Here is a 24,152-nt window from a genome sequence, read left to right as displayed (position 1 = left end):
GATCAACGATCAAGTGATTGTGACTGCTAAGGATGGTTTATTTAAAAAATAGAATCAATAGTAACGTGATTAGTGCAGGTAAGCATTGTAGGAAGAAAATTTTCTTAGTGGCGGTGAAAGTCCCATATAATGCGACAATCACAATGTATAACATCAATAGCGATAAGACGGTCATTAGTGTTTGACCGCTGAATAGCAGGTTTGCCATAAGAATGGTGACGCCTAACATGCCGTTATAGATACCTTGATTCCCCAAAGCGACTTTAGCGTTGGGCAAGCCGACAAAATTAAGTGGCATGTCAAAAGCATTAGCTTTAGTTTGGTCACTGGCAAACATTTCGATGCCCATAATGCCAAGATGTTCGATGGCGATTAGACAGGTTAAAATAACAATTAATAAATGCATGGATGCTCCTCCTTGAAATAACTTTTTCAGTATACCAGAATTGTCAAAAAAAGCCTTGGCTAACGTTTGCTTAGCCAGGGCTTAGTGAGTGTTTAACGATCTGCATAACCTGCTGGATGGCTTAAATGCCAGTTCCAAGCAGTTTCGATAATCGCTTCAATATTGTCATATTTTGGTTGCCAACCTAATGTACCACGGGCTTTGTCGCTAGCGGCAATCAAGGTGCTAGGATCGCCAGCGCGGCGGGGTGCGATCTGAGTTGGAATCGCTTTGCCAGTTACTTTACGGGCGGCTTTCACGATTTCCATGTTTGAAAAACCAGTTGATGAGCCTAAGTTGAAGGCGTTACTACCGTTACCGGCTGCCAAATATTTGAAGGCGAGAATGTGCGCATCGGCCAAATCCAATACGTGAACGTAATCGCGGACGTTGGTGCCATCTGGTGTCTCGTAATCGTCGCCGAAGATTGAGAGTTCGGCGCGATCGCCAGCAGCGACTTGTAAGACGATGGGTAATAAATGGGTTTCAGGATGGTGATCTTCACCAATTGAACCGTCCGCTTTAGCGCCGGCGACGTTGAAGTAACGGAGCGCGACGAACTTGATGCCGTAAGCTTTGTCGGCCCAACGCATCATCGTTTCCATCATCAACTTGCTTTCGCCGTAAGGATTGGTGGGGATTTGTGGATCAGTTTCCTTGATTGGAATTGATCTGGGTTCGCCATAAGTGGCCGCCGTTGATGAGAAGACAATCTTCTTAACATCGAATTCCGTCATGACTTCGAGCAGAGCGGTCATGCCATAAGTATTGTTGTCGAAATATTTAAGTGGTGCTTTCATGGATTCTGGGACGATTGAGAAGGCCGCGAAATGAATCACGCCTTCGACGTCTTCTTGGTCGAAGACGGTCCGCATAAAATCTTTATCGCGAATATCGCCTTCGTAGAAACGGGCTTGGGTGTTGACCGCAGCGCGATGGCCAGTGATTAAGCTATCGACAACGGCCACATCGAAGCCTTGGTTAACTAATTGGTCGACGGTGTGTGAACCGATATAACCGGCCCCACCTAAAACTAAAATTGACATTAAATAATATCCTCCTAGAGAATGGCTTATTGATTCTTAATTAGTATAGCATTTCGACGAATAAACCAAAACTAGCGAAATGATTTGCAACTTAAAATTAAGAACTTTGCTATAATAGAACAGTTAATGATTTGAAAATGCGAGGGATTAATGTGGAAGCCCAATATAAATGGCAATTAAAAACAAAACCAACTGAAGCAGAATTAAAAACAGTCACGGCATTTGATGCAATGCCCCCAGCAATCGCTGAATTATTATGGCAGCGGGGCTTACGCGATGATGATGCGGTGACCAATTTTATGCAACCTAACAGTCAACAATTACACGATCCATTCCTATTAAACGATATGCAAAAAGCGGTTGAACGGATTCAATCCGCCGTTGAAGCTGGCGAAAAAATAACGGTTTACGGTGATTACGATGCTGATGGGATTACCAGTACAACTTTGATGCGCGAGACGTTAGAAATATTAGGCGCCGACGTCAACGTTTACGTGCCTAATCGGTTTACCGACGGCTATGGGCCGAATTTAGCGGCGTATCAACGGATTATTGCTGATGGCACGCAACTGATTGTGACCGTTGATAACGGGGTCAGTGGTCTAGAACCGATTGCTTATGCGCAAGAACACGGTGTTGACGTTGTAGTCACTGATCATCATGAATTGCCAGCCGAACTACCGAAGGCGACGGCGATTGTGCATCCCCGTTATCCAGGAAGTGACTATCCGTTTGGCGATTTATGTGGTGTCGGAGTTGCGTTTAAAGTCGCGACGGCCTTATTGGATGAGATTCCGTATGAGAGCTTAGACTTAGTTGCGATTGGGACGATTTGTGATCTAGTCTCACTAACTGATGAAAATCGGGCGCTGGTCAGCTTAGGGTTACAACAATTACAAAATACGAGTCGCCCAGGATTGGTGGCATTGTGTCAAGCTGCTGGCGTCGAACAAGCCACGATTGATGCCACTTCGATTGGTTTCGGCATCGGTCCGCGGTTAAATGCGATTGGCCGGCTCGGTGATGCGACTCTAGGGGTTAATTTATTAACGACTTTTGATGAAGAACAAGCGGTCGAACAGGCTAAGTTTGTCGAAAGTCAAAATAAAGAACGCCAAGGTTTAGTTCAAGAAATTACGACGGCTGCTATGGCGATGGCTGAAACACCGGAAAATCAAGCCCATCAAACGCTAGTATTGGCCCATACGGGTTGGCACGAAGGCGTCTTGGGAATCGTGGCAAGCCACGTCGTTGAACAAACGGGCAAACCGACTTTAGTGTTAAACATTGATGAAGCAACTGGGTTGGCTAAAGGTTCTGGACGTAGCGTCGAAGCGTACCATCTATTTAAGGCGTTAGACGCCAATCGAGACCTATTAACCCATTTTGGGGGTCATCATATGGCAGTCGGCTTAACGGTTGCTGTGGACCAGATTGAAGCGATTCAGACGGCAATGGATGCTTATGCGACTGAACAACACCTTGATTTAACTGCTAAACAACCATTAGCGATTGATTTAGCGCTCAGTTTAGCGGAAATTACCTCTGATTTATATCAGACGTTACAACAATTGGCGCCGTTTGGGACGGATAATCCAGAACCGTTGATTGAATTGGAAATCCCTCAATTAGCTGATCTAAAACAAATTGGGGCGGATCAAAAACATCTGAAATTTACCGCCGTCGAACAACAACAAAAACTACCAATCTTGGCGTTTAACCGTGGGGCGTTACTGCCGGCACTACAAGCGGTTGAAGCCATTGAAATAGTCGGGACGTTGAGTGAAAATACTTGGCGGAATCAAACCACTTTACAGATGATGTTGAAAGATTTGAAAACCAGTGGTCAAATTTTGTTGGATCAACGCAGTAATCATCTGACCCAACAATTGTTTAAGAACACAGGGGCGTATGTCTTTTTTAACCCTAAACTATTGGCGCAATTACAAACGTATTTGCCTGCTGGCAGTCAAGCAATATTAGCGACCGATGCAGAAGTTGCAACGGCAACTAACATCACAGTCGTTGATGAACCAACCGATTTAACCGAATTTACGACTTTCTATCAACAACAATCGGCCACTCAGTTAGCTTTTATCTGTTACGCGAAACATTCGGCCTATTTAGATGGTATTTCGAATAAACAACAATTTGCAACGTTCTTAGTTTACTTACGGCAACACCCAGGTATCGAGAAAGCCCGGTTAGGCGAACTAGCAACTTATTTAAAAATGCAATTACCATTAATGATTTTCATGTTAGAGGTGTTTTTTGACCTCGGATTTGTTAGAATAGAACGTGGTCTGATTTCGGCCGAACCACAGCCAGAAAAGCATGCACTCGAAAGTGCACCAAGTTACCAACAACGATTAGCTAAAATTGAAATGGAGAAACAGCTCGTTTACTCAACTTTTTCTGAGCTGAAGAACTGGTTAAAAACAATTTCGTGATTAGCCGATCGCTATTAGATTTAAGGAGCGAATTATAAATGTCAATTAACTTTAAAGACTATGTCGCAAGTGTCCCTGACTTTCCAGAAGTCGGCGTCACTTTCCGAGACATCTCACCATTGATGTCAGACGGGGAAGCCTATGCGGCAGCAACTGACGAAATCGTGGCATACGCTAAAGATCGTGGCGTTGAAATGATTGTGGGCCCAGAAGCCCGTGGATTCATTGTCGGTTGTCCAGTGGCTTACAAATTAGGGGTCGGTTTTGCACCTGCTCGTAAAAAAGGTAAATTACCACGACCAACTGTTTCAGCAAGTTATGGTTTAGAATACGGTCAATCAACGCTATACATGCACAAAGATGCGGTCAAACCGGGTCAAAGAGTTTTAGTCACCGATGATTTATTAGCAACCGGCGGCACAATCGCCGCAACGATTAAGATGGTCGAAGAACTAGGCGGCATCGTCGTCGGCACAGCCTTCTTAATCGAACTAAACGACTTAAACGGCCGTGAAAAGATTAAAGATTACGATATTTTCAAACTAATGGATTATTAAGAAGTGCTGACTAAGCCGGTTAACTTCTGAGTATAGCCTAAAAGCGGACGTTGTGACGGGGTTAGTCATGACGCCCGCTTTGTAGCTAGACGGAAGAAGTTGGCTTAGAAGCACGTTACCAAGAAGTGCTGTGAGTTGCGGTCAGCAACTGAGCACTAACAGAATAATACCGATTATCTTTGGTTTTTAAGATAATTGGTATTATTCTGTTAAGCGGAAGTTGTTGCAACTCAAAAGCACGTTACTAAGAAGTGCGACTCAATTTGGTCAGACTTTGAGGATTAATCTAAAACTGGGTATTATGAGTGCTTTTTACTCATGATACCCAGTTTGTAGTTAACCGGAAAAGGCTAATTGAGAGAGCACGTTATCAAAGAAGTGCCGTCAAATCACAGTAAAAAGGCCCTCTCATCCACATATCGGATGGGAGGGCCTTTTAAGATTCAGTTAAATTCGATCTCTATAGAGTCCGACGACTTTACCTAAAATACTAACTTCGTTTAAAATAATCGGTTCAAACGTGTCGTTTTCGGGTTGGAGCCGGTAATGATCGGCTTCTTTGAAGAAGCGTTTGCAGGTCGCTTCGTCTTCGGCGGTCATCGCAATCACGATGTCACCGTTATCGGCGTTGGCCTGTTTACGAATGATGACTTCATCACCGTCTAAAATACCGGCGTTAATCATACTTTCGCCCCGAATCGTTAACATGAACAAATCTTGTTCGGTTTGCAAACTTGGGGGGATGGGGAAATAGTCGGTGGCTTCTTCAACGGCTAAAATGGGCACACCGGCAGTGACGACGCCTAAAACGGGAATCTTTTTAGGCGTGGCGCCAATTGCACTTAAACCCGCAGCGGTTAATTCAATGGCGCGGGGTTTCGTTGGATCTTTTTGAAGTAAGCCTTTCTTCTCTAAACGTGCTAAGTGACCATGAACGGTGGACGTGGAAGAGAGATTAACGGCTTCGCAAATTTCGCGGACCGTTGGCGGATAACCTTTGTCTTGAACCCGATCATGGATGAAACGCAACACTTCTAATTGTTTGGATTCAGTTCTAGTCATAAAAGCACCTCATTCATTCTGTTAATGATATGGTAGCATATCTATAGCGCTATTTCAAACAAGTGTTCGTGTTTTTTGACTTTTTACCCATAATAGGTCAAAATAGAGAAATAGATTTTAATGGAGGCAATTAAAATGGTAATGAATCAAGAACGATTGGATCGGATCAATGAGCTGGCCCATAAAGCTAAAGCTGAAGGGTTAAGTGAAGCTGAAACGGCGGAACGGCAAACATTACGCGATGCTTACATCAAGGATTTCCGGGCTAGTTTCCGTTCACAAGTTGAAATGTTACAGGTCTACGACAAGGAAGGTCAAGAAGTCACGCCGGAGAAAGTTAAAAATATTCAACGTGAAAAAGGGTTACGTGACAATTAAACTGAGAATTCCGCTTTCTTTTTGCCGGAATTATGTGTAAACTATTTAAGTGAACTGAAAGAAAAGGGGTGCATAAGATATGGGTATGGGATTAGGTATTTTAATTTTTGTCATTGGCGCGCTTTTAGGGGCTGTAGCAGGTTTCTTTGGTGCACGTGCTTACATGAAGAAGTATTTCCAAGACAATCCACCAGTTAACGAAGAGATGTTGAAAGCTATGATGATGCAGATGGGTCAAAAACCATCAGAAAAGAAATTGAATCAGATGATGAATTCAATGAAGGCTCAACAAAAACGTAGCAACGATAAATAATCAACGTTGAAACATCGCTAATGGCGATGTTTTTTTGTTCTAAAAAACAGATGATTGTCCCCGTTAAGTAAGATTGCTATAATAGGGGATATCGAATTTTCACAGGAGGTGCACTATGGGCATATTTAAAAAGCTTAGTTGGTATTTTAAGCAAGAAGCACGCCGCTATTTCTTAGGGGTGGTCTTCTTAATCTTAGTGGCAATTGTTCAGGTGATTCCACCAAAAGTGATTGGGAACTTGGTCGATTTAATGGCCGCTCAAAAATTAACCGCTAAAACGTTGTTGATTTGGTTGGTGGTGTTATTTGCCGCTGCGATTTTACAATACGTCTTTCGCTATGGTTGGCGCACCCGAATCTGGGGCGGGGCCGCCAAGTTAGAACGAATCTTACGCAGTCGATTATTTAACCATTTTATGCAGATGGATACGCCGTTCTTCCAGAAACATCGAACGGGCGATTTGATGGCGCATGCTACCAACGATTTAACCGCGATTCAACAAGTGGCCGGTGCCGGGATTCTAACGTTTGCGGATTCGATTATCACCGGTGGGACGACCATCATTGCGATGATAATCTTCGTCGATTGGCGTTTAACCTTAGTGGCGTTAATCCCCATGCCGTTATTGGCCGTTGCTTCACGCAAGTTAGGGGCGCACTTACACACGGCGTTTGGTAAATCGCAAGCCGCTTTTTCGCGTCTGAATGATAAAACGCAAGAAAGTGTCTCCGGTATTAAAGTCATCAAGACGTTTGGTCAAGAAACGGCTGATACGGCTGATTTTGACCGCCTAGTCGACAAGACCGTGGCGATTAATAAGAAAGTCAATTTTGTCGATGCCTTATTCGATCCCGTGATTAGTTTGATTATCGGGGCGACCTACGTCATTACGATTATCTACGGTGGCTATCTGGTCAGTCACAAGATGATTACAATCGGGCAATTGATTGCTTTCATCAGTTATATTGCTGCTTTAGTTTGGCCGATGTTTGCGATTGGTCGCTTATTCAACGTTTTGGAACGGGGCAATGCCAGTTACGATCGGGTTGATCAATTGTTACGAGAAACCAGTACGATTATCGAAAAACCAAACGCGATTCAAACATTGGCGACGGGTGATTTGCAATATGATGTGACCCGTTTTAAATATCCAGATGATGCAAAAGTGATTTTAACCGATATTCATTTCAACCTACCGCAAGGGCAGACGTTAGGGATTGTTGGTAAAGTCGGGGCGGGTAAAAGTACGATCATTAAACTACTTTTACGCGAATATGATCGGTACAAAGGCCAGATTCAAATTGGTGGCCATGATATTCAAGATTACGCACTAGATGCGTTATTGGACAGTATCGGTTACGTCCCGCAAGACAACTTCTTATTTTCTACCGACGTTCGCGACAACATTCGTTTTGCGGATTTTGAACAGGATCAAGCGCAGATTGAAAAAGTCGCCAATCAAAGTGCCGTTCACGATGATATTTTAACCTTTGCACAGGGTTACGATACGATTGTTGGTGAACGGGGTGTCTCCTTATCGGGTGGTCAGAAACAACGGATTGCGATTGCGCGGGCGATTATGACCAACCCTGAAATTTTAATTTTAGATGATTCGTTATCGGCCGTGGATGCTAAGACGGAAGAAACGATTTTGACGAATCTCAAGACAATGCGGGCGCACCAAACGACGATTATTACCGCTAATCGATTGAGCAGTGTGATGCACGCCGATGAAATTATTGTGATTGATGAAGGTACGATTATCGAACGCGGGCAACACACTGAATTATTGGCACAAGCCGGTTGGTACGCGCAAATGTGGCAGAAACAACAATTGAATCAAGCGATGGGAGGCGATTAGATGGTTCAAAAATATCAATCAGAATGGTCAAAAACCATTACGACTAAGGAACAATTGACGATTATGCGGCGTCTTTTTCGCTATACCAAACATTATAAAAAACAGTTTATTGGTGCGATTATTGCGGCGGCCTTTTTAGCCATCATCAATATTTTATTACCCCGCTTGTTACAAGTTTTTATGGATCGTTATTTAACAAATGGTAATGCAACCCTGAACATTTTGCTAGCGGTGGCTGGTTTATACATTCTCGGGGTGGTTATCAAAGCGATTAGCCAATTCTTTCAAGCTTTTCTATTTTCAATGGGTTCGGAACGGGCGATGGAAGATGTCCGCCGGTCGCTATTTCAACAATTACACCGGTTAGGCATGCGTTATTTTGATCAGACGCCCGCCGGTTCAATTGTATCGCGGGTGACCAATGATACGATGACGTTAATTGATTATTGGAACGTCTTCTTATCGTTATTAGTCGGGGCGTTTTCGATTATCTCGGCTTTTATCGCGATGTGGTTATTATCACCGCAAATTGCGTTAGCGACCGCCGCTTTTTTACCGATTCTACTCATCATTATTTGGTATTATAGTCGCTACAGCGCACGGGTTTACCGCCATATGCGTGAAAAGTTGAGTCAATTAAATACGAAGTTAAATGAATCAATCGAAGGCATTACGATTATTCAACAATTCCGCCAAGAAAAACGGTTGACGGCTGAATTTGAAACGGTCAACGCGGATTATTTAAAAACCCGTGAAGCGATGATTCGGATTAACTCGTTGTTGTTAGCGCCAGTCGTTAATCTATTGTATACATTGGCGTTAGTGGTCGTGTTAAGTCTGTTTGGGTTAGATGCGTTGCACAGCTTCGTGGCGGCCGGTACGGTTTATGCATTCACCACGTATGTCAGCAATTTCTTTAATCCGATGACCAACATGATGGATTCTTTGTCAGCACTTCAAGACGGGATGGTCGCGGGGAGTCGGATTTTTAGAATCCTAGACCAAACCGAATTTGTGCCGCAACAAAATCCAGACGCTAATCGTGAAATCACGGCTGGCAAAGTTGAGTTTAAACACGTCTCGTTTTCTTACGATGGCGAACATGAAATTCTGCACGATATTTCGTTTGTTGCACAGCCGGGTCAAACGGTCGCGTTAGTGGGCCATACCGGTTCAGGTAAGAGCTCGATTATCAACGTCATGATGCGCTTTTATGAATTCTATGAGGGCCAAATTTTGATTGATGGGCACGACATTCGGGATTATCCGATGGCTGAATTACGTCAGAAGATGGGTTTGGTTTTACAAGATGCCTTCATGTTTTACGGCGATATTGCGTCTAATATTCGCCTGTTTGATCAATCGATTACCGATGCTCAGATTCAAGACGCGGCCGAGTTCGTGCAGGCGGATCAATTTATCGAACAACTCCCTGGTCAGTATCACGCCAAGGTGATTGAAGGTGGTAGTCAGTTTTCAAGTGGTCAACGACAACTCTTGTCGTTTGCCCGGACGATTGTCACGAACCCCAAGATATTAGTGTTGGACGAAGCAACTGCCAATATTGATACTGAAACGGAAGAAGCGATTCAAACCGGCCTGAAACGGTTACGGCAAGGCCGGACGAGTATCGCAATCGCGCATCGGTTGTCAACGATTAAGGATGCCGATTTAATTTTAGTCTTAGACCAAGGTCGCATTGTTGAAGCGGGGCAACACGCCACGTTAATTGCAGATCAAGGCCGGTATTACGAAATGTATCAATTACAAAATGGTGACGCATAACTTCGGAGGAATTTAAGCATGAAAAAGAAACATTGGGTAAAATGGACCTTAATTAGTTTAGTGGCATTGATTGTGATTGGGGTCGCGGGCGCAACAACGTATATGTATCATTACGCATTTGTACCCGGCGACAAAGCGTTCCTGCATGGTGGTAAAAAATCGCAAGATTATATTGATAATCAAGCGTGGCTTAAAAACGTCAAACAAGCCAAATGGCAACAGACATCGGCAACGGACAATATTAAGTTAGTCGCACTTTATGTACCAGCGGCCAAAGCCACTAAAAAAACAATCATTGTCGCGCATGGTTATATGGGTAAAAAAGAAGATATGGCCCGCTATATCCATATGTACCATGACTTAGGCTACAACGTTTTAGCGCCGGATGATCGGGGCTCTGGCCATTCAGGTGGCGGTTATATCGGTTATGGTTGGCCGGACCGCTTGGATTACGTTAAGTGGGCGAAAAAAGTCGTTAAAACTGATGGTCAAGACAGTCAAATCGCCCTCTTTGGGGTCAGTATGGGTGGCGCGACCGTCATGTATACGGCTGGCGAAAAGTTGCCGAGTCAAGTCAAAGCCGTGGTTGAAGATTGTGGTTATAGCAGTATTTCAGGCGAACTAGAATATCAATTAAATGATTTATTCGGGTTACCTAAGTTTCCGTTATTCTACACGACCAACCTAATGGCGCGGGCACGAGCTGGCTATAATTTCTACGAAGGCGATGCCACTAAGAGCCTGGCTAAATCGAAACTACCGATTTTCATTATTCACGGTGGCGCCGATAAGTTTGTGCCGACTAAGATGGCGTACGAAAATTATAAAGCGGCCAATCAACCAAAGCAGTTATGGATTGTCCCTAAGGCTGGGCATGGTGCAGCTTTAGAAAAACAACCGACACAATATCAACAAAAAGTATCGGCGTTCTTAAATCAGTATTGGGATTAAAATAAAAAGCGGTCATCAGCTGAATTTAGCTGGTGGCCGCTTTTTAATGGGGACTATTTCTTAGGTTTCTCAACAATTTCGTATTTAAAATCAGGATTAATTTCTTGATCCAACTGATCGAAAGCATCTTGCATTTGTTGTCCAACTAGGGCTATGTTTTCATCGTTTAATTTCAATTTAGGCGCGACCGGAATCGGTTCACCAAAACGAATCGTAATCTTCTGACGTTTCAATAAATCTTTGAAGGTTAAGGGGCCTTGATAAACAGCGGGGACGAGTGGCACGCGCGCCATTTTTGCAATGACGATTGCGCCACCTTTTAATTCGCTGGCGTAACGGCTACCGGTTGGAAACATAATCAATGACAGGTCTTTGGAACGGAGTGCTTTAACTGGTGTTTTAATCGCTGAGGGGCCCGGATTTTGACGGTTAACGGGAAAAGCATTGGCGTGATTTAAAATAAAGCGAATTACGGGGTTTTTAAACAATTCTTCTTTAGCCATGAACGTAAATTTACGTGGGCTAGCGGCGAGTGCAAAGAAAATTGGATCCCACCAAGTTCGGTGCGGTCCCACTAAAACGTAGGTACCTTCAGGTAATGCTTCTTTATTTTCGACGTTTGGTTTGCCGTTTAACAACCAAGCGAGAATGCGGACGATAAAACGGGCAAAAGAGAAAAACATAAATTTTTAATTCCTTTCAAATCAGACTTCTTTTTTTCTCATTATACCAAATAACGCTTTCCTTTGTTATAATATGGGCTAAATATAATTGGGGTTGACGGATAATGTTAAAAACAGGGGAACGAATTGATCAGTTGCATCGCTTAGAGATTCAAATTATTCAAAGTCCGGCCGTCTTTTCATTTTCGATGGACGCCGTTTTATTAGCTGACTTTGCGCGTTTACCCAAGCAAGGCCAGATTGTTGACTTGTGTGCGGGCAATGGCGCGGTTGGCTTATTTATGAGTCATAAGACCAACGGGACGATTACTGGTGTTGAGCTGCAACCACGTCTAGCCGATATGGCACAACGGTCGATTGAATTGAATCAGTTAGAAAAACAGTTAAAAATAGTGACGATGGATTTAAAAGACGTCAGTACCGTGATTGCCAAGGATAGCGTCGATGTGGTGACGTGCAATCCACCGTATTTTAAGGTAACACCGGAAAGTCAGAAAAATCCGAATCAGCATCTGGCGTTGGCGCGCCACGAAATTGCGACGGATCTTAAGACGGTGGTTCAAACGATGAGTGGCTTGTTAAAAATGAATGGCCGCGCTTATTTAGTGCATCGACCGGATCGGTTCTTAGAAATTTGTGATGAATTACGGGCGGCACGTTTAGAACCGAAAAAAGTGCAATTTATCTATCCGAAAGCGGGCAAAGAAGCCAGCATGGTTTTAATCGAAGCGGTTAAAGATGGTCGACCAGGCGGTTTGCGCTTGCTGCCGGAATTGACGATTTATGACCAAAATAGTGAATACACACCAGAAATGCGAAAGAAGTTATTTATGGATGACTGAAGAAGCGGATCAACAATATTATTTTTACGTTTTAGTTTGTAGCGACCACAGCTTCTATGGGGGCTTTACGACGGACGTGACTAAAAGAGTCGCCACCCATAATACGGGTAAGGGGGCTAAGTACACTAAATTGCGCCGACCGGTTCGTCTACTTTATTATGAAACGTTTGCGGATAAATCGGCAGCGCTCAAAGCCGAATACGCGTTTAAGCACCAAAGCCGTTTGAAAAAAGAACGTTATCTAGAAGCACACGGGATTGCATCGACCCAATTTTAAAAACAAATGTAAAGAGGGAATGATCATGAAGCAACAAGTAATGATAAGGCCAGTCAAGCTAACGGATGCTGAGGCACTATACCAACTGGTTGACCGCAATCGAGCCAATCTAAGAATTTGGCTACCATGGGTGGATGCGATGCATTCGGCGCAAGATGAATTGAATTTTTTGGACTACTCTGTGCAGAAAATGGCCAACGGTGGCTTATGGATGATGACTATTTTAGTCGATCAACAAGTCGTTGGGATGATTGATATTCATAATTTGGAACCGACTGAACAATCGGGTGAAATCGGCTATTGGTTAACCGCTAATCAACGGGGACAAGGTGTGATGGCTCAAGCGCTGCAACAACTTGAACAACTAGCTAGTCAGCAATTAGGTCTGTCGCAATTAAGAATTATTACTGCGATGACCAACGAGGATAGTCAGGCGGTGGCTAAACGTGCTGGCTATCAGCAAATAGCTGATTTTGAGGGGCAAGTGACGGTCGCAAATGTTGTCCAAACCGGTCTGTTGTACGTTAAAAAATTAGCGAAAATCACTACTAAATAGGCCTTGAAAAGAGGCTTGACGTGGGCTGAAATATTTAGTATACTTTTAAACGGTATTTCAATACCAAAAAAATAATTCACACTGGTCGATTTCTAGAGAGGTGCTCAGCAATGAGTTCTCTAAAAAAGTGAAATCAGTGGTCGAATAAAACCATATGGAGGTCTGTTGACATGGCTGTATTGTCAATGAAACAATTATTAGAAGCGGGTGTTCACTTCGGTCACCAAACACGTCGTTGGAACCCAAAAATGAAGAAGTTTATCTTTACTGAAAGAAATGGTATCTACATCATCGATTTACAAAAAACCGTTCGCATGGTTGATGATGCTTATGATTTCGTTAAAGAAGAAGCTGCTAACGAAGGTGTATTCTTATTCGTTGGTACTAAGAAACAAGCACAAGATGCAATTGCTGAAGAATCAGTACGTGCTGGTCAATATTTCGTTAACCATCGTTGGTTAGGTGGGACTTTGACTAACTGGGATACAATCCAAACACGTATCAAACGTCTTAAAGAAATCAAAGCAATGGGCGAAGATGGTACTTTCGAACGTTTACCTAAGAAAGAAGTTGCCTTGTTGAAGAAACAACAAGATAAACTTGAAAAATTCTTAGGCGGTATCGAAGACATGCCTCGCATCCCAGATGTTATGTTTGTTGTTGATCCTCGTAAAGAACGTATTGCTATCAAGGAAGCTCAAAAATTAAATATTCCTGTTGTTGCTATGGTTGATACTAACTCAGATCCAGATGATATTGATGTTATTATCCCATCTAACGATGACGCAATCCGCGCTGTACGTTTGATCACAGCTAAAATGGCTGATGCCATCATCGAAGGCCGTCAAGGTGAAGATGATGTTGAAGAAGCAACATTCGTTGCTGAAAACAAATCAGCTGACTCAATGGAAGAAATTGTTGAAGCCGTTGAAGGTAACAACGATACTAACACTGACGCTAAATAAGGATTCAAATAAAGCTGTCTTAGAGGTTGCGCAAATACTGCAGACTTTGTGAGGCAGCTTTTTTTAAACAAGAAACGCACTCTATAAATTATAAATTGTCGGAGGTACATCAACATGGCTGAAATTAAAGCTGCTCAAGTAATGGAATTACGTAAGAAAACAGGCGTTGGGATCATGGACGCTAAGAAAGCCCTAGTTGCAAGTGATGGCGACGTTGCTTTAGCAATCGACGCATTACGTGAAAAAGGCATGGCCAAAGCGGCTAAGAAGAGCGACCGGATTGCTGCCGAAGGTTTAGCTGGCGTTGCCGTTAATGGTAACACTGCTGCAGTTGTTGAAGTGAATTCAGAAACTGACTTTGTTGCTTCAAACGATCAATTCAAAGCTTTATTAAAAGACATTGCTGAAACAATCGCTAAAAACAAACCAGCTGATATGGCTGCTGCTAATGAACTACCAATGGGCGAAGGCACAATTGCTAGCTCAGTTGTTGGTTTAACAGCCGTTATCGGTGAAAAAATCAGCTTCCGTCGTTTCGAATTAGTTGAAAAAGCGGATGGCGATCACTTTGGTTCATATCTACACAATGGTGGCCAAATTGCGTCATTAGTAACCCTTGAAGGTGCTGATGATGAAGCTGCTCATGATATCGCAATGCACGTTTCAGCGGTTAACCCTGAATACGTTTCTCGCGAAGATGTACCTGCTGAACAATTAGCTCATGAACGTGAAGTTTTAACTGAAGAAACTAAGAACGAAGGCAAGCCAGAAAAAATCATTCCTAAGATTGTTGAAGGCCGTGTTAACAAGTTCTTGTCAGAAATCAGCTTGAACGACCAAGCATTTGTTAAAGATTCAGACCAAACTGTTGCTCAATTTGTCGCATCAAAAGGTGGCAAAGTTAAGAGCTTCGTTCGTTTCACTGTTGGTGAAGGGATCGAAAAGAAAGAAAATAACTTTATTGATGAAGTTATGGGTCAAATCAAATAATTATTTGAGTGTCCGAAAAAAAGGAACGCAATTTGCGCTCCTTTTTTTTCGGACTATTATCAGAATTCACGATGGCGACCCTATTTCATTCCGGAATATGGTAAAATAAGCCTAGTAATCAACGAAGGGATGTCAATCATGTCAAATACAAAATATAAACGGATTGTTTTAAAGGTTAGTGGTGAAGCATTAGCTGGCGAAAAAGGATTTGGAATTGATCCAGAAATCGTTAAAACAGTCGCAGCTGAAATTAAATCAGTTCATGAATTAGGTGTTCAAATCGCAATCGTTTGTGGTGGCGGTAATATGTGGCGCGGTGTCACTGGCGAACAAATGGGTATGGAACGTGCGCAAGCCGATTACATGGGCATGCTCTCAACAGTCATGAATGCTTTGGCATTACAAGATATCTTAGAAGGCATCGGTGTCCCAACACGCGTTCAAACCTCAATCGAAATGCGTCAAATCGCTGAACCTTATATTCGTCGGAAGGCTGTTCGTCATTTAGAAAAAGGCCGCGTGGTCATCTTTGCTGGTGGCACGGGTAATCCTTATTTCTCAACTGACACCACTTCTGCATTACGGGCTGCTGAAATCAACGCTGACGTCATCTTGATGGCTAAGAACAACGTTGACGGTGTTTATTCGGCTGATCCTAACACGGACCCTACAGCCGTTAAGTATGACACATTAACGCATTTAGACATCATCAACAAAGGCTTAAATGTCATGGATTCAACTGCAAGTACATTATCAATGGATAACGATATTCCATTGGTTGTCTTCAATTTAAATGAACCTAACAATATTAAACGCGTTGTTGAAGGCGAAAATATTGGGACAACGATCAAAGGGGGAAAATAATTTTGGCAAATAAAAGTTTAGAAAAAGCACAAAGCAGCATGGAAAAAGCTGAAGCAGCATTACAACGGACATTGGGCCAAATTCGTGCCGGTCGCGCGAATGCTAGTCTAGTCAACCGAGTGATGGTTGACTATTATGGTGCACCAACACCTTTAAACCAAATTGCTGCAATCTCAGTCCCAGAACCACGGGTCTTGATGATTACGCCTTACGATAAAGGCGCTTTGGAAGACGTCGAAAAGGCCCTTTACACGGCTGATATCGGAATTTCACCCGCTAATGATGGCACGGTAATTCGTTTAGTGATTCCACAATTGACTGGTGAACGCCGGAAAGAAATCGCTAAAGAAGTCGGTAAAGAAGCAGAAACGGCTAAAATTGCCGTTCGTAACGCGCGTCGCGACGCAATGGATGATTTGAAAAAATCAGAAAAAGCCAGTGAAATTAGCGAAGACGAAATGCACGACTTGGAAGAACAAGTCCAAAAATTAACCAACGAAGCCACAAAACGCATCGATGAAATTTCAAAAGACAAAGAAAAAGAAATTACAGAAGGCTAAAGAGTGCTGACTCAAGCGTTTAAACCTTGAGCATAACCTAAAAATGAGCGACATGATTTGAATTATAATCATGTCGCTCATTTTGTAGTTAGGCGGAAAGGTTTGCTTGAGAAGCACGACTAAACCATAAAAAACGGCCGTCACCTTAATTAAGGTGGCGGCCGTTTTGCGTTTAATGAATAATATGACTTTTTGCAGCGGCGGCATGTAGTTTATTAAACCAGGGGTTAATGCGATCTTTAAAAAAGAGACCAATGAAGAAGAAGCTAATTCCAAAGAGTGCCAGAATTGCAACATTGTACCAGAGGTTTGGCCCGTAGATGCCACCAGTTGGTTCGCGCAACATGTTGACCCCGTAAGTGAAAGGCAACAGCGGGTTGATGAACTGGAAGAATGAATCGGACAAGACGACGGGGAAGTTACCACCCCCGCCGGAAATCGAGAGGACTAAGATGATCATTGCGAGCCCCTTACCGACATTACCGAACATGGCGGCTAACACATAGACAATTGTCATAAAGACCATGCTCAGGAAGATAGCGAGTAAGAAAAGGGCCAGCTTATCAACGACGTAAGCTTTTAAGATAAAGAGGTTGCCGATGACCACAATCGCAGCTTGGGCAATCCCAATCACGATGTAGGTTAACCACCGTGCGATGAATTGTTGTTTCTTGGTATATTTCTTTTGTTGTGCATCGTCTAGACTGAAATTGGTTAAGACGATATTGCTGAGTAACAGGGCACCGACCCAGAGGCATAGCGCTGTATAGAATGGGGCGCTAGCGGAACCGTAATTTTTAATCGGATAAACGTGTTTTTCTTTTAGTTTAACCGGTTCGGCGAGGAAGTTACTTTCCTTAGTCGCATCACGGCGCAACAGTTTAATTAAATCTTTCAAATCAACCGTTTTTTGTTGTTGACGAATCGCGGCAGCGCCTTTTTGAATTCCGCTGCGCAAGAACGGCCAATCATTATTAATCAGGTCGGTTGCATCGTTTAAGGCCGTTTTGAGTTGTGGGAATTTAGCGTTGGCCATCGCAAGGGTTGATGTTAAGTCGGTTTCGATGCCCGGTAAATCATTGTTAATGAAGTTGGTTGCGAGCTGGAGTTTATTTTTAACGGTCGGATAATCATTTTGATAGAAGGCACTCGCGGTATTTAAACCAGTGATAATCGTTGACATATTGCCGTTTAATAGCGTATTGGCATCATGAACTTCCTGTTTAATTGCCGGAATCTGTGCTTCGTATTTCTCGAGATAAGTAATTGCAGTTTGCAAGGTCTTTTGTGTGTTGGTTAATAGACTTGGCAATTTAGGCAATACTTGGCTGTTTAACTGACTTAAAACAGCGTCGCCTTGGTTAATCAGTGTTGAGAATTGGTCTAACAAGCTGGCAACGGTTGTGCCGATTTTAGCGGCTTGGATTTGTTGAATAGTTGCTTGAACTTGATTTTCAAAGGCAATCACCTGTTTAATTGCGGTTTGCAATTCAGTTAATGAAAGTTGATCATAATTCGCTAAGACCGTATCCAAATGTGCCTTAAATTGCCCCAATTGAGTGGCGACCAAGCGGAGGTTCTTGATTGGCGTGTCGAGTTGATGTGATTCGGGTTGACCAGCCGCGGTGGCCGCTGAATTATAAGCATCTTGTAAACTTTGGAGCGTGTCTGCCAATTGGGTGTTTTGTGCTTGGAGAGTTGTCACATGCGTCTCCAATTGTTGTAGGGCCGCTTTTAAAGCGGCTTTGGCTTCAATATTATCGGGATTATTTTGAAGCGCCTCTAGTTGCTGATTGACTAAGGTTAAATCGGTCGCAATATTCTTAGCAATTTGATTGGTAATCGTTAGGCCTTGATCAATCGCGCTCTGAATGGCGGGTAAAGCCGTTTTGAGTTTCGGAATTAAATCAGTTTTAATCTCGCCGGAAACGTCTTGTGCGCTCTGACTGAAACTAATCAGGTCAGGTAATACTTTTTGGGTTTTGTTTAAAACGGTTAAACCGGTTTTAGCTTCGTCAATCCCATTGGTCAGTGTGTTGGCAATCCCGTCGAAATCGCTGTCGATGGTCGCGATTTGTTGACCAACTTGTTGGATTTCAGGAATTTTACCTTGAACGGTTGTCACGAGTTGGCCGGTTGCTTCAACTTGGGGGAGATAGCTATTTAGGCCGGTGATTTTTTTAGCCATCGTGTTAGCTTGGGGTAAAAAGGCGGCAAATTCGTTAGCCTGTGCTAGCTTGACTGCCATGGCGGGTAGCTTTTTCTGTAGCGTTAGCACTTGTTGCGTATACTGATTAATCTGTGGGATTTGTTGATCCGTTTTAAGAATTAGACTCGAAAAACGATTAATGACCGGCAAGTTGGCGTCTAACTCGAAACCAGCCTTGTTAAGCGTCGACATTAAGGTTTTGGCAACGGTCGTGACAAATTCATCAGAAATAGTCGATTGCAAGGTGGTTGCGCCCGCACTAGTAATCTTCGGCGCAATTGCGTTAATTTTATCGTTGGAAGAATAAACAATCATCGGTTTTTGAATTTGACCATCAATGAAGCTAATCAGATCCTTAGAGAAGTTTTTAGGGATGTAAATGCCGGCATAGTACTTACCGGTTTTAACGCCTTGATCCAATTGCTTTTTGCTGGTTGTAAATTGCCAACCCAATTTATCGTTCTTTTTTAATTGACCAATCAGTTCATCCCCAATGGCGACTTTCTTATCAGCGACCGTGATGCTTTGATCGGCAGAATAGACGGCGACTTGTAAATCTTGGGTTTTGCTATAGGGATCCCACAACGCCCAGATATTGAACCAGGCGTAAAGCGAGGGGATGATGATTAAGGCTAATATTAATAGGAAAGCGACCGGATTTTTAAAAAGCCGACGCCAATCAAGTTTGAATAATTCGGCGATATTCTTCATGCAGGAACTCCTTTAAATGGGATCAATATTTAAATAGTTTAGCACATAATTAATTCACGGTCATTATTAGTTGTTTCGCTTCCTGGAAAATAATTAAGATGATTTTAAATAGTCAGTCTGCCTTATTTTTGGTACAATCATTGAGAGTACGAATGAACTGGAGGAATGGTTGTGTTTACAAAAAATAAACAGGCGCTCCCAACGGACATTGATCCCGATAATGTCCCACAACACGTCGCGATTATTATGGACGGAAATGGTCGTTGGGCGAAGAAGCGTTTGATGCCGCGGGTAGCTGGACACAAGGCGGGGATGGAAAACGTCAAAGTGATTACCAAAGCTGCTAGCCGGATGGGCGTTAAAGTGTTGACGCTATACGCATTCTCAACTGAAAATTGGAAACGGCCGAATGATGAAGTCCATTATTTGATGCAGTTGCCGGTCGATTTTTTTGGCGCTTTTATGCCAGAATTAATTGCGGAAAATGTTCAGGTCCAAGTGATGGGTAATTTAGAGGCGTTACCAGCTAAAACGCAACAAGCTGCGCGCGATGCGATGGCAGATACGGCGCAAAATACCGGGATGATTTTGAATTTTGCACTTAATTACGGTAGTCGCGATGAAATTCAACAAGCTGTTCAGCAGATTGCTAAAGATGCGGTTAGTGGTAAGATAGAACCTGAATCGATTGATGATGATTTAATTAGTCAGTATTTGATGACGGGTTTCTTAGGCCAATATGCGGATCCAGAATTATTGATTCGGACGAGCGGTGAAGAACGGATTTCAAATTTCTTACTTTGGCAAATTGCCTATAGTGAACTCGTTTTTGTCGACGAATTCTGGCCAGATTTTACACCCACTGTTTTTGAACAATCAATCTTAATTTACCAACATCGCAATCGGCGTTTTGGTGGTTTAAAGTAAACTGTTACTAGGAGGATCTATTTAATGAAACAACGTGTTATTACGGCGGTTGTCGCCTTAATTATTTTTATTCCAATTTTAATTTTCGGTGGCGTCTTTATCGATGTGGCTGCGGCAGTCTTAGCGTTAGTCGCTTTATCAGAAATTTTTATTATGCGTAAACGAATCATCGTTTCACCAGATGCGATGGTCGCCGGCTTAGCCGTTTTAAGTTTGGTATTACCAACGACGGCGTTTGACTGGTTACCAACTGGTGTCAGCCAATTTGATTTATTCTACCTATTCATTGCTATTTTATTAGCCATCACGGTTTTCACGAAAAACCGGGTCAATTTTGACGATATGGGTGTCACAACTTTAGCGAGTCTCTACATCGGTTTAGGTTTCCACTATTTAGCCGCAACGCGGAATATCGGTGGCTTTGATACCGTTATGTACATCCTATTAGTGATTTGGATGACCGATATCGGTGCATACACTTTCGGTCGGATGTTTGGTAAAAATAAACTATGGCCAGCGATTAGTCCTAATAAGACATGGGAAGGTTCAATCGGCGGCACACTATCAGCCGTCGTTGTTGCAGCAATTTATTTAATATTCTTCCCACAAGCCTACTCAATGCCCGTTATGATTGGCTTAACCGTTATCTTCTCAATCTGCGGTCAATTAGGTGATTTAGTCGAATCAGCTTACAAACGCTATTACGGCGTCAAAGATTCAGGCAAAGTATTACCAGGCCACGGCGGCATTTTAGACCGTTTTGACAGTATGTTGTTCGTCTTACCATTGTTGCATTTGTTTGGATTAATTTAATATAAATATAAAGTGCGACTGCGCTGTTTAGCTTCTGAGCATTAGCCTAGTTTCGCGAATGAAGTCTGGGTTGAGACTTTGTTTGTGAAACGTAGTTAACCGGAAAAGGCTACTTGAGAAGCATGTTTAGAGTGCTGATTTGATTGCGTTTAGCAATTGAGTACTAATAAAAATCTCCAATTAACCAGAATTTAGGTTAATTGGAGATTTTAGATTAGGCGGAAATTGTTGCAATCAAAAGCACGTTTTAGAATAGAGTGCTGGAACCCACGAGTGCTTCCGAGCATTATTCCCCAATCTAAATTAAACTTACCATGACGCGTCAATTCTCATTTAAGAATTGGCGTGTTTTTTTAATTGTGCCGGTAATAAATTGTTGGGACAATACCAAGTTAAACAGTTGACGGATCCGCCGAGTGTCGATAGGTGGGCAACATCAACGGCTTGGACTTTTTTAGAGGTGTGTTGTTGGACCAACTTGATGATTGCTTGATCCATTTTAAGACCGTATTGGGGAACGTAGACAGTCGAAGTCGTTTCAGTCATGTTGATATAGAGTCCTTTGGCCGACGGAATTTCGGAATCGTATTGACCAGCAGCTTGGTAACTGGAGGGTAAATCAATAATGGTCGTTTGAGGTAATGCACGTTGCAATTGCTGTTTGATTTTTTGATGACCACTAAAATCACCCAATAGTAGGCAGTCCGGGCTTAAGAAATGAACTTGACCATCAGCGTGTCCCAAAACGTCACCGGGTTCAGGGGCAATCAGGATAACGTGAGTGACTTGTAGTTGTGACTTGAGTGTCTGAATTAAGGCGGATCGTGAATACGCCGGATTATCTTGTAAGACCCTAGTGGTGATAATCACAGTGTCACGGCCGTTGTAGATGCAATTACCGCCATCTAAGATAATAGCGGATTTAAGGTAGTTAAAATGTTGTTGATCGAGCCAATCCGAAAAGGCTGATTCTAACGCAGCGCTTTGTTTTTTAGGGAGATAATCGGGCGAATAGCGGAACTTGACCAAGCGTGACGTCACGACTGGTGCGACATCTTTAATCCAGACATCGCCATAGGGAATCGGGATGCTAGTGGTCGCCCGTTCAAATTGTCGGATATCTTTTTTAAACGGCCAATAATAATGATCGCTTAATCGAGGACGACCGGTGAAGAGTTGTCCTTGTGGATGTGTACATTGGGGAATCGTCGTTGCTAAACTACCGGCGAACAATAATAAGCTGAGTTTACGGAACATGGTGAAACCTCCTTTGGTTGATTGCCGTTATTATACAGGCTGGTTTGGTTATATAATATTAATAAAAATATAAAGCCGAGCTAGCAGCTTAAATTGATGCTTGACAACTTTTTTTTAATTAATATTATAATTATTTTAAAAGAGCCTGAATAATTCATACTTTGACTTCAAACCGTCTGAAACTGCCTAACGGCAGTCTTCATTTACTTTTTCATTTTCACCTGTTAAGTGATGCAAAAAGAACCCCATTCTGATATGGTAAAGGTGTCGAAACCAACCATAAGAAAGGAGTTCTTCTCATGACTAGCTTACACAAAAACCAGGTAAAATTCAATTCAAATTTGACTATTTCACATACAGGTGGTCGCTTATCGAGTGATTCGGGTTTGGTCTTAGTTAAAGAGGTGATGAATACCTTCGACTTTTCACACGTAGCTAAACAGTGGCTCCATATTAAAGACAAACGTGTTTACTTCACACATGATAACTTAGCGATATTAGAACAACTCATTATGCAGTTAATTGCTGGGTACTCGGCAGACTCATCAGCTAATCTATTAAGACAGTATCCAGTCTTTCAAGCTGTACTCGGTAAAAAAGAGTTGGCCTCACAATCGTCAATCTCACGGTTTTTAGATCGTTTCACCGAGGAGAACATGGATCAACTCCAAGCATTAAATCAGTCGCTGATTGATAAAGCGCGTTTGATTCGCAATGACACCGAGTTAATCATTGATGTCGATTCCACACATTCGGATACCTTTGGACGCCAAGAACAAACAGATTATAATGCCCATTATCAAACCTACGGCTATCACCCATTAGTTGCATTTGACGGATTGACCGGAGATTTCCTAAAAGCTGAACTGCGTTCAGGCAATCAGTACACGTCTAAAGGGGTAAAAGCCTTTATCGACCCGCTGTTACACCACTACAAGAGCACGTTACCTCATACCGAGATATTGGTTCGGGGTGACAGCGGCTTCGCCACACCAGAGGTGTATGAATCTTGTGAAGCAACTGAAAGCCAGTACGTTATCCGATTAAAGAGCAATCGGAGGTTAAGTCAGTTAGCTGAACACTCTGTTCTTTATGGGGATAATAAAAAATGGGAAGACCGAGAAATACAGTATTTTTCACTCCCTTATCAAGCACAATCCTGGTCAAAACCCCGTCGCGTTTGTATTCGATCAATCCGTGAAGCAGGAGAGCTTCTTTTTCACCACGCATTCATTGTGACGAATCTATCCGATAATGTCTCGCCTGAAGTCATATTCTCTCTTTACGGCAAGCGTGGAACAATGGAAAATTTCATCAAAGAAGCGAAATTAGGCTTTTATTTTGACAAAACAGATAGTCCGCGTTTCCTGGAAAATCATGTCAGAATGATGATCAGTGTCCTGGCTTACAACCTCGTCAATTTTTTAAAGACCATTGGATTTGAACAAGTGAATCGGGGGATGACGATTCATTCTATACGATTGACATTGCTTAAAGTTGCCGGAAAACTCGTTAAAACAGGTAGACAAGTCTATCTCAAACTGTCGAGTTATCATGTGTATCAAACTGAATTTTATAAGGTTTTTGAACGCCTACGGCGATCTAGGCAATGGATTTAGGCTAGTTATCGTAAAAATTTTTAACCTATTT

The 24,152-nt window shown here is 42.7% G+C and carries 23 protein-coding genes; 17 read left to right on the top strand and 6 right to left on the bottom strand.

The genetic code is table 11. The features are described 5' to 3' along the window. Positions 1-37: 37 nt before the first annotated feature. Together LFUMFP_RS07065 and galE are read right to left on the bottom strand one after the other, a co-directional pair. Positions 38-406, bottom strand: a complete 369-nt coding sequence (locus LFUMFP_RS07065; protein ID WP_025083500.1) for a DUF1304 domain-containing protein — start codon at positions 404-406, stop codon at positions 38-40. Between the two features lie 92 nt (positions 407-498). After that, on the bottom strand, positions 499-1,491 hold the full coding sequence (gene galE / locus LFUMFP_RS07060) for a UDP-glucose 4-epimerase GalE (RefSeq protein WP_106483331.1): 993 nt from the start codon (positions 1,489-1,491) through the stop codon (positions 499-501). Between the two features lie 137 nt (positions 1,492-1,628). On the opposite strand from galE, the gene recJ reads away from it, so the two are divergent. Continuing rightward, positions 1,629-3,941, top strand: coding sequence for a single-stranded-DNA-specific exonuclease RecJ (recJ, locus tag LFUMFP_RS07055; RefSeq protein WP_199190571.1), 2,313 nt, complete (start codon positions 1,629-1,631; stop codon positions 3,939-3,941). Positions 3,942-3,979: 38 nt separating this feature from the next. Continuing rightward, positions 3,980-4,498, top strand: a complete 519-nt coding sequence (locus LFUMFP_RS07050; RefSeq protein WP_056950691.1) for an adenine phosphoribosyltransferase — start codon at positions 3,980-3,982, stop codon at positions 4,496-4,498. Positions 4,499-4,945: 447 nt separating this feature from the next. Here LFUMFP_RS07050 and lexA read toward each other — a convergent pair whose 3' ends face one another. Continuing rightward, on the bottom strand, positions 4,946-5,560 hold the full coding sequence (gene lexA, locus LFUMFP_RS07045; RefSeq protein WP_025083499.1) for a transcriptional repressor LexA: 615 nt from the start codon (positions 5,558-5,560) through the stop codon (positions 4,946-4,948). Positions 5,561-5,695: 135 nt separating this feature from the next. On the opposite strand from lexA, the gene LFUMFP_RS07040 reads away from it, so the two are divergent. From LFUMFP_RS07040 to LFUMFP_RS07020, 5 genes are all read left to right on the top strand, one after another. After that, positions 5,696-5,938, top strand: a complete 243-nt coding sequence (locus LFUMFP_RS07040) for a DUF896 domain-containing protein (RefSeq protein WP_025083498.1) — start codon at positions 5,696-5,698, stop codon at positions 5,936-5,938. Positions 5,939-6,017: 79 nt separating this feature from the next. Continuing rightward, a complete protein-coding gene (locus tag LFUMFP_RS07035; protein WP_025083497.1) occupies positions 6,018-6,251 on the top strand; it encodes a YneF family protein in 234 nt (77 codons plus the stop codon). 115 nt (positions 6,252-6,366) lie between these two features. Beyond that, positions 6,367-8,112, top strand: coding sequence for an ABC transporter ATP-binding protein (locus LFUMFP_RS07030; RefSeq protein WP_025083496.1), 1,746 nt, complete (start codon positions 6,367-6,369; stop codon positions 8,110-8,112). After that, the gene (locus LFUMFP_RS07025) at positions 8,113-9,897 is read left to right on the top strand and encodes an ABC transporter ATP-binding protein (RefSeq protein ID WP_025083495.1); all 1,785 of its coding nucleotides are present in this window, start codon (positions 8,113-8,115) and stop codon (positions 9,895-9,897) included. An 18-nt stretch (positions 9,898-9,915) separates the two neighbouring features. Next, positions 9,916-10,848 carry an alpha/beta fold hydrolase gene (locus LFUMFP_RS07020; RefSeq protein WP_025083494.1) on the top strand — a complete coding sequence of 311 codons (933 nt, stop codon included), beginning with the start codon at positions 9,916-9,918 and terminating at the stop codon, positions 10,846-10,848. 53 nt (positions 10,849-10,901) lie between these two features. Here the strand turns inward: LFUMFP_RS07020 and LFUMFP_RS07015 are convergent, their stop codons facing one another. Beyond that, positions 10,902-11,531 carry a lysophospholipid acyltransferase family protein gene (locus tag LFUMFP_RS07015; protein ID WP_025083493.1) on the bottom strand — a complete coding sequence of 210 codons (630 nt, stop codon included), beginning with the start codon at positions 11,529-11,531 and terminating at the stop codon, positions 10,902-10,904. 104 nt (positions 11,532-11,635) lie between these two features. On the opposite strand from LFUMFP_RS07015, the gene LFUMFP_RS07010 reads away from it, so the two are divergent. From LFUMFP_RS07010 to frr, 7 genes are all read left to right on the top strand, one after another. After that, on the top strand, positions 11,636-12,373 hold the full coding sequence (locus LFUMFP_RS07010) for a tRNA1(Val) (adenine(37)-N6)-methyltransferase (RefSeq protein ID WP_025083492.1): 738 nt from the start codon (positions 11,636-11,638) through the stop codon (positions 12,371-12,373). Continuing rightward, positions 12,366-12,650, top strand: coding sequence for a GIY-YIG nuclease family protein (locus tag LFUMFP_RS07005; RefSeq protein WP_025083491.1), 285 nt, complete (start codon positions 12,366-12,368; stop codon positions 12,648-12,650). The genes LFUMFP_RS07010 and LFUMFP_RS07005 overlap by 8 nt, the downstream gene beginning before the upstream one ends. Before the next feature lie 25 nt (positions 12,651-12,675). Then, positions 12,676-13,206 carry a GNAT family N-acetyltransferase gene (locus LFUMFP_RS07000; protein WP_051552828.1) on the top strand — a complete coding sequence of 177 codons (531 nt, stop codon included), beginning with the start codon at positions 12,676-12,678 and terminating at the stop codon, positions 13,204-13,206. Positions 13,207-13,376: 170 nt separating this feature from the next. Then, positions 13,377-14,171: a 30S ribosomal protein S2 gene (gene rpsB / locus LFUMFP_RS06995; RefSeq protein ID WP_025083489.1), complete on the top strand. Its 795-nt coding sequence runs from the start codon at positions 13,377-13,379 to the stop codon at positions 14,169-14,171. A gap of 114 nt (positions 14,172-14,285) precedes the next feature. Next, on the top strand, positions 14,286-15,161 hold the full coding sequence (gene tsf / locus LFUMFP_RS06990) for a translation elongation factor Ts (RefSeq protein WP_106483329.1): 876 nt from the start codon (positions 14,286-14,288) through the stop codon (positions 15,159-15,161). 138 nt (positions 15,162-15,299) lie between these two features. Beyond that, positions 15,300-16,025 (top strand): UMP kinase, encoded by a 726-nt coding sequence (pyrH, locus tag LFUMFP_RS06985; RefSeq protein ID WP_025083487.1) that lies wholly within the window; start codon positions 15,300-15,302, stop codon positions 16,023-16,025. A gap of 2 nt (positions 16,026-16,027) precedes the next feature. Continuing rightward, positions 16,028-16,585 (top strand): ribosome recycling factor, encoded by a 558-nt coding sequence (gene frr, locus LFUMFP_RS06980; protein WP_025083486.1) that lies wholly within the window; start codon positions 16,028-16,030, stop codon positions 16,583-16,585. Positions 16,586-16,757: 172 nt separating this feature from the next. Here the strand turns inward: frr and LFUMFP_RS06975 are convergent, their stop codons facing one another. Further along, positions 16,758-19,505: a YhgE/Pip domain-containing protein gene (locus LFUMFP_RS06975; RefSeq protein ID WP_106483328.1), complete on the bottom strand. Its 2,748-nt coding sequence runs from the start codon at positions 19,503-19,505 to the stop codon at positions 16,758-16,760. Positions 19,506-19,676: 171 nt separating this feature from the next. On the opposite strand from LFUMFP_RS06975, the gene LFUMFP_RS06970 reads away from it, so the two are divergent. Both LFUMFP_RS06970 and LFUMFP_RS06965 read left to right on the top strand, forming a co-directional pair. After that, positions 19,677-20,432 carry an undecaprenyl pyrophosphate synthase gene (locus tag LFUMFP_RS06970; protein ID WP_233210632.1) on the top strand — a complete coding sequence of 252 codons (756 nt, stop codon included), beginning with the start codon at positions 19,677-19,679 and terminating at the stop codon, positions 20,430-20,432. A gap of 24 nt (positions 20,433-20,456) precedes the next feature. Beyond that, a complete protein-coding gene (locus LFUMFP_RS06965; protein WP_025083991.1) occupies positions 20,457-21,245 on the top strand; it encodes a phosphatidate cytidylyltransferase in 789 nt (262 codons plus the stop codon). Positions 21,246-21,578: 333 nt separating this feature from the next. Here the strand turns inward: LFUMFP_RS06965 and LFUMFP_RS06960 are convergent, their stop codons facing one another. Continuing rightward, on the bottom strand, positions 21,579-22,502 hold the full coding sequence (locus LFUMFP_RS06960; RefSeq protein WP_025083990.1) for an agmatine deiminase family protein: 924 nt from the start codon (positions 22,500-22,502) through the stop codon (positions 21,579-21,581). A 299-nt stretch (positions 22,503-22,801) separates the two neighbouring features. Between LFUMFP_RS06960 and LFUMFP_RS06955 the strand changes: the two genes are divergently transcribed. Further along, the gene (locus LFUMFP_RS06955) at positions 22,802-24,121 is read left to right on the top strand and encodes an IS1380 family transposase (protein ID WP_106483327.1); all 1,320 of its coding nucleotides are present in this window, start codon (positions 22,802-22,804) and stop codon (positions 24,119-24,121) included. Positions 24,122-24,152: the final 31 nt, after the last annotated feature.

The organism is Latilactobacillus fuchuensis (assembly GCF_900258455.1).
In the GTDB taxonomy this organism is placed as follows: domain Bacteria; phylum Bacillota; class Bacilli; order Lactobacillales; family Lactobacillaceae; genus Latilactobacillus; species Latilactobacillus fuchuensis.
The sequence above is the reverse complement of the archived record's forward strand: the minus strand, read 5'-3'. Positions and strand labels throughout refer to the sequence as shown.

Excerpts from the sequence above, each read along its gene's own strand:
- pyrH (WP_025083487.1), top strand. The coding sequence starts at position 15,300 with ATGTCAAATACAAAATATAAACGGATTGTTTTAAAGGTTAGTGGTGAA.
- LFUMFP_RS06955 (WP_106483327.1), top strand. The coding sequence starts at position 22,802 with ATGACTAGCTTACACAAAAACCAGGTAAAATTCAATTCAAATTTGACT.
- recJ (WP_199190571.1), top strand. The coding sequence starts at position 1,629 with ATGCGAGGGATTAATGTGGAAGCCCAATATAAATGGCAATTAAAAACA.
- LFUMFP_RS07035 (WP_025083497.1), top strand. The coding sequence starts at position 6,018 with ATGGGTATGGGATTAGGTATTTTAATTTTTGTCATTGGCGCGCTTTTA.
- LFUMFP_RS07030 (WP_025083496.1), top strand. The coding sequence starts at position 6,367 with ATGGGCATATTTAAAAAGCTTAGTTGGTATTTTAAGCAAGAAGCACGC.
- LFUMFP_RS07050 (WP_056950691.1), top strand. The coding sequence starts at position 3,980 with ATGTCAATTAACTTTAAAGACTATGTCGCAAGTGTCCCTGACTTTCCA.
- LFUMFP_RS07015 (WP_025083493.1), bottom strand. The coding sequence starts at position 11,531 with ATGTTTTTCTCTTTTGCCCGTTTTATCGTCCGCATTCTCGCTTGGTTG.
- LFUMFP_RS07010 (WP_025083492.1), top strand. The coding sequence starts at position 11,636 with ATGTTAAAAACAGGGGAACGAATTGATCAGTTGCATCGCTTAGAGATT.
- lexA (WP_025083499.1), bottom strand. The coding sequence starts at position 5,560 with ATGACTAGAACTGAATCCAAACAATTAGAAGTGTTGCGTTTCATCCAT.
- LFUMFP_RS06975 (WP_106483328.1), bottom strand. The coding sequence starts at position 19,505 with ATGAAGAATATCGCCGAATTATTCAAACTTGATTGGCGTCGGCTTTTT.
- LFUMFP_RS07000 (WP_051552828.1), top strand. The coding sequence starts at position 12,676 with ATGAAGCAACAAGTAATGATAAGGCCAGTCAAGCTAACGGATGCTGAG.
- LFUMFP_RS07065 (WP_025083500.1), bottom strand. The coding sequence starts at position 406 with ATGCATTTATTAATTGTTATTTTAACCTGTCTAATCGCCATCGAACAT.
- LFUMFP_RS06965 (WP_025083991.1), top strand. The coding sequence starts at position 20,457 with ATGAAACAACGTGTTATTACGGCGGTTGTCGCCTTAATTATTTTTATT.
- LFUMFP_RS07005 (WP_025083491.1), top strand. The coding sequence starts at position 12,366 with ATGACTGAAGAAGCGGATCAACAATATTATTTTTACGTTTTAGTTTGT.
- rpsB (WP_025083489.1), top strand. The coding sequence starts at position 13,377 with ATGGCTGTATTGTCAATGAAACAATTATTAGAAGCGGGTGTTCACTTC.
- LFUMFP_RS07040 (WP_025083498.1), top strand. The coding sequence starts at position 5,696 with ATGGTAATGAATCAAGAACGATTGGATCGGATCAATGAGCTGGCCCAT.
- galE (WP_106483331.1), bottom strand. The coding sequence starts at position 1,491 with ATGTCAATTTTAGTTTTAGGTGGGGCCGGTTATATCGGTTCACACACC.
- LFUMFP_RS06960 (WP_025083990.1), bottom strand. The coding sequence starts at position 22,502 with ATGTTCCGTAAACTCAGCTTATTATTGTTCGCCGGTAGTTTAGCAACG.
- LFUMFP_RS07020 (WP_025083494.1), top strand. The coding sequence starts at position 9,916 with ATGAAAAAGAAACATTGGGTAAAATGGACCTTAATTAGTTTAGTGGCA.
- tsf (WP_106483329.1), top strand. The coding sequence starts at position 14,286 with ATGGCTGAAATTAAAGCTGCTCAAGTAATGGAATTACGTAAGAAAACA.
- LFUMFP_RS07025 (WP_025083495.1), top strand. The coding sequence starts at position 8,113 with ATGGTTCAAAAATATCAATCAGAATGGTCAAAAACCATTACGACTAAG.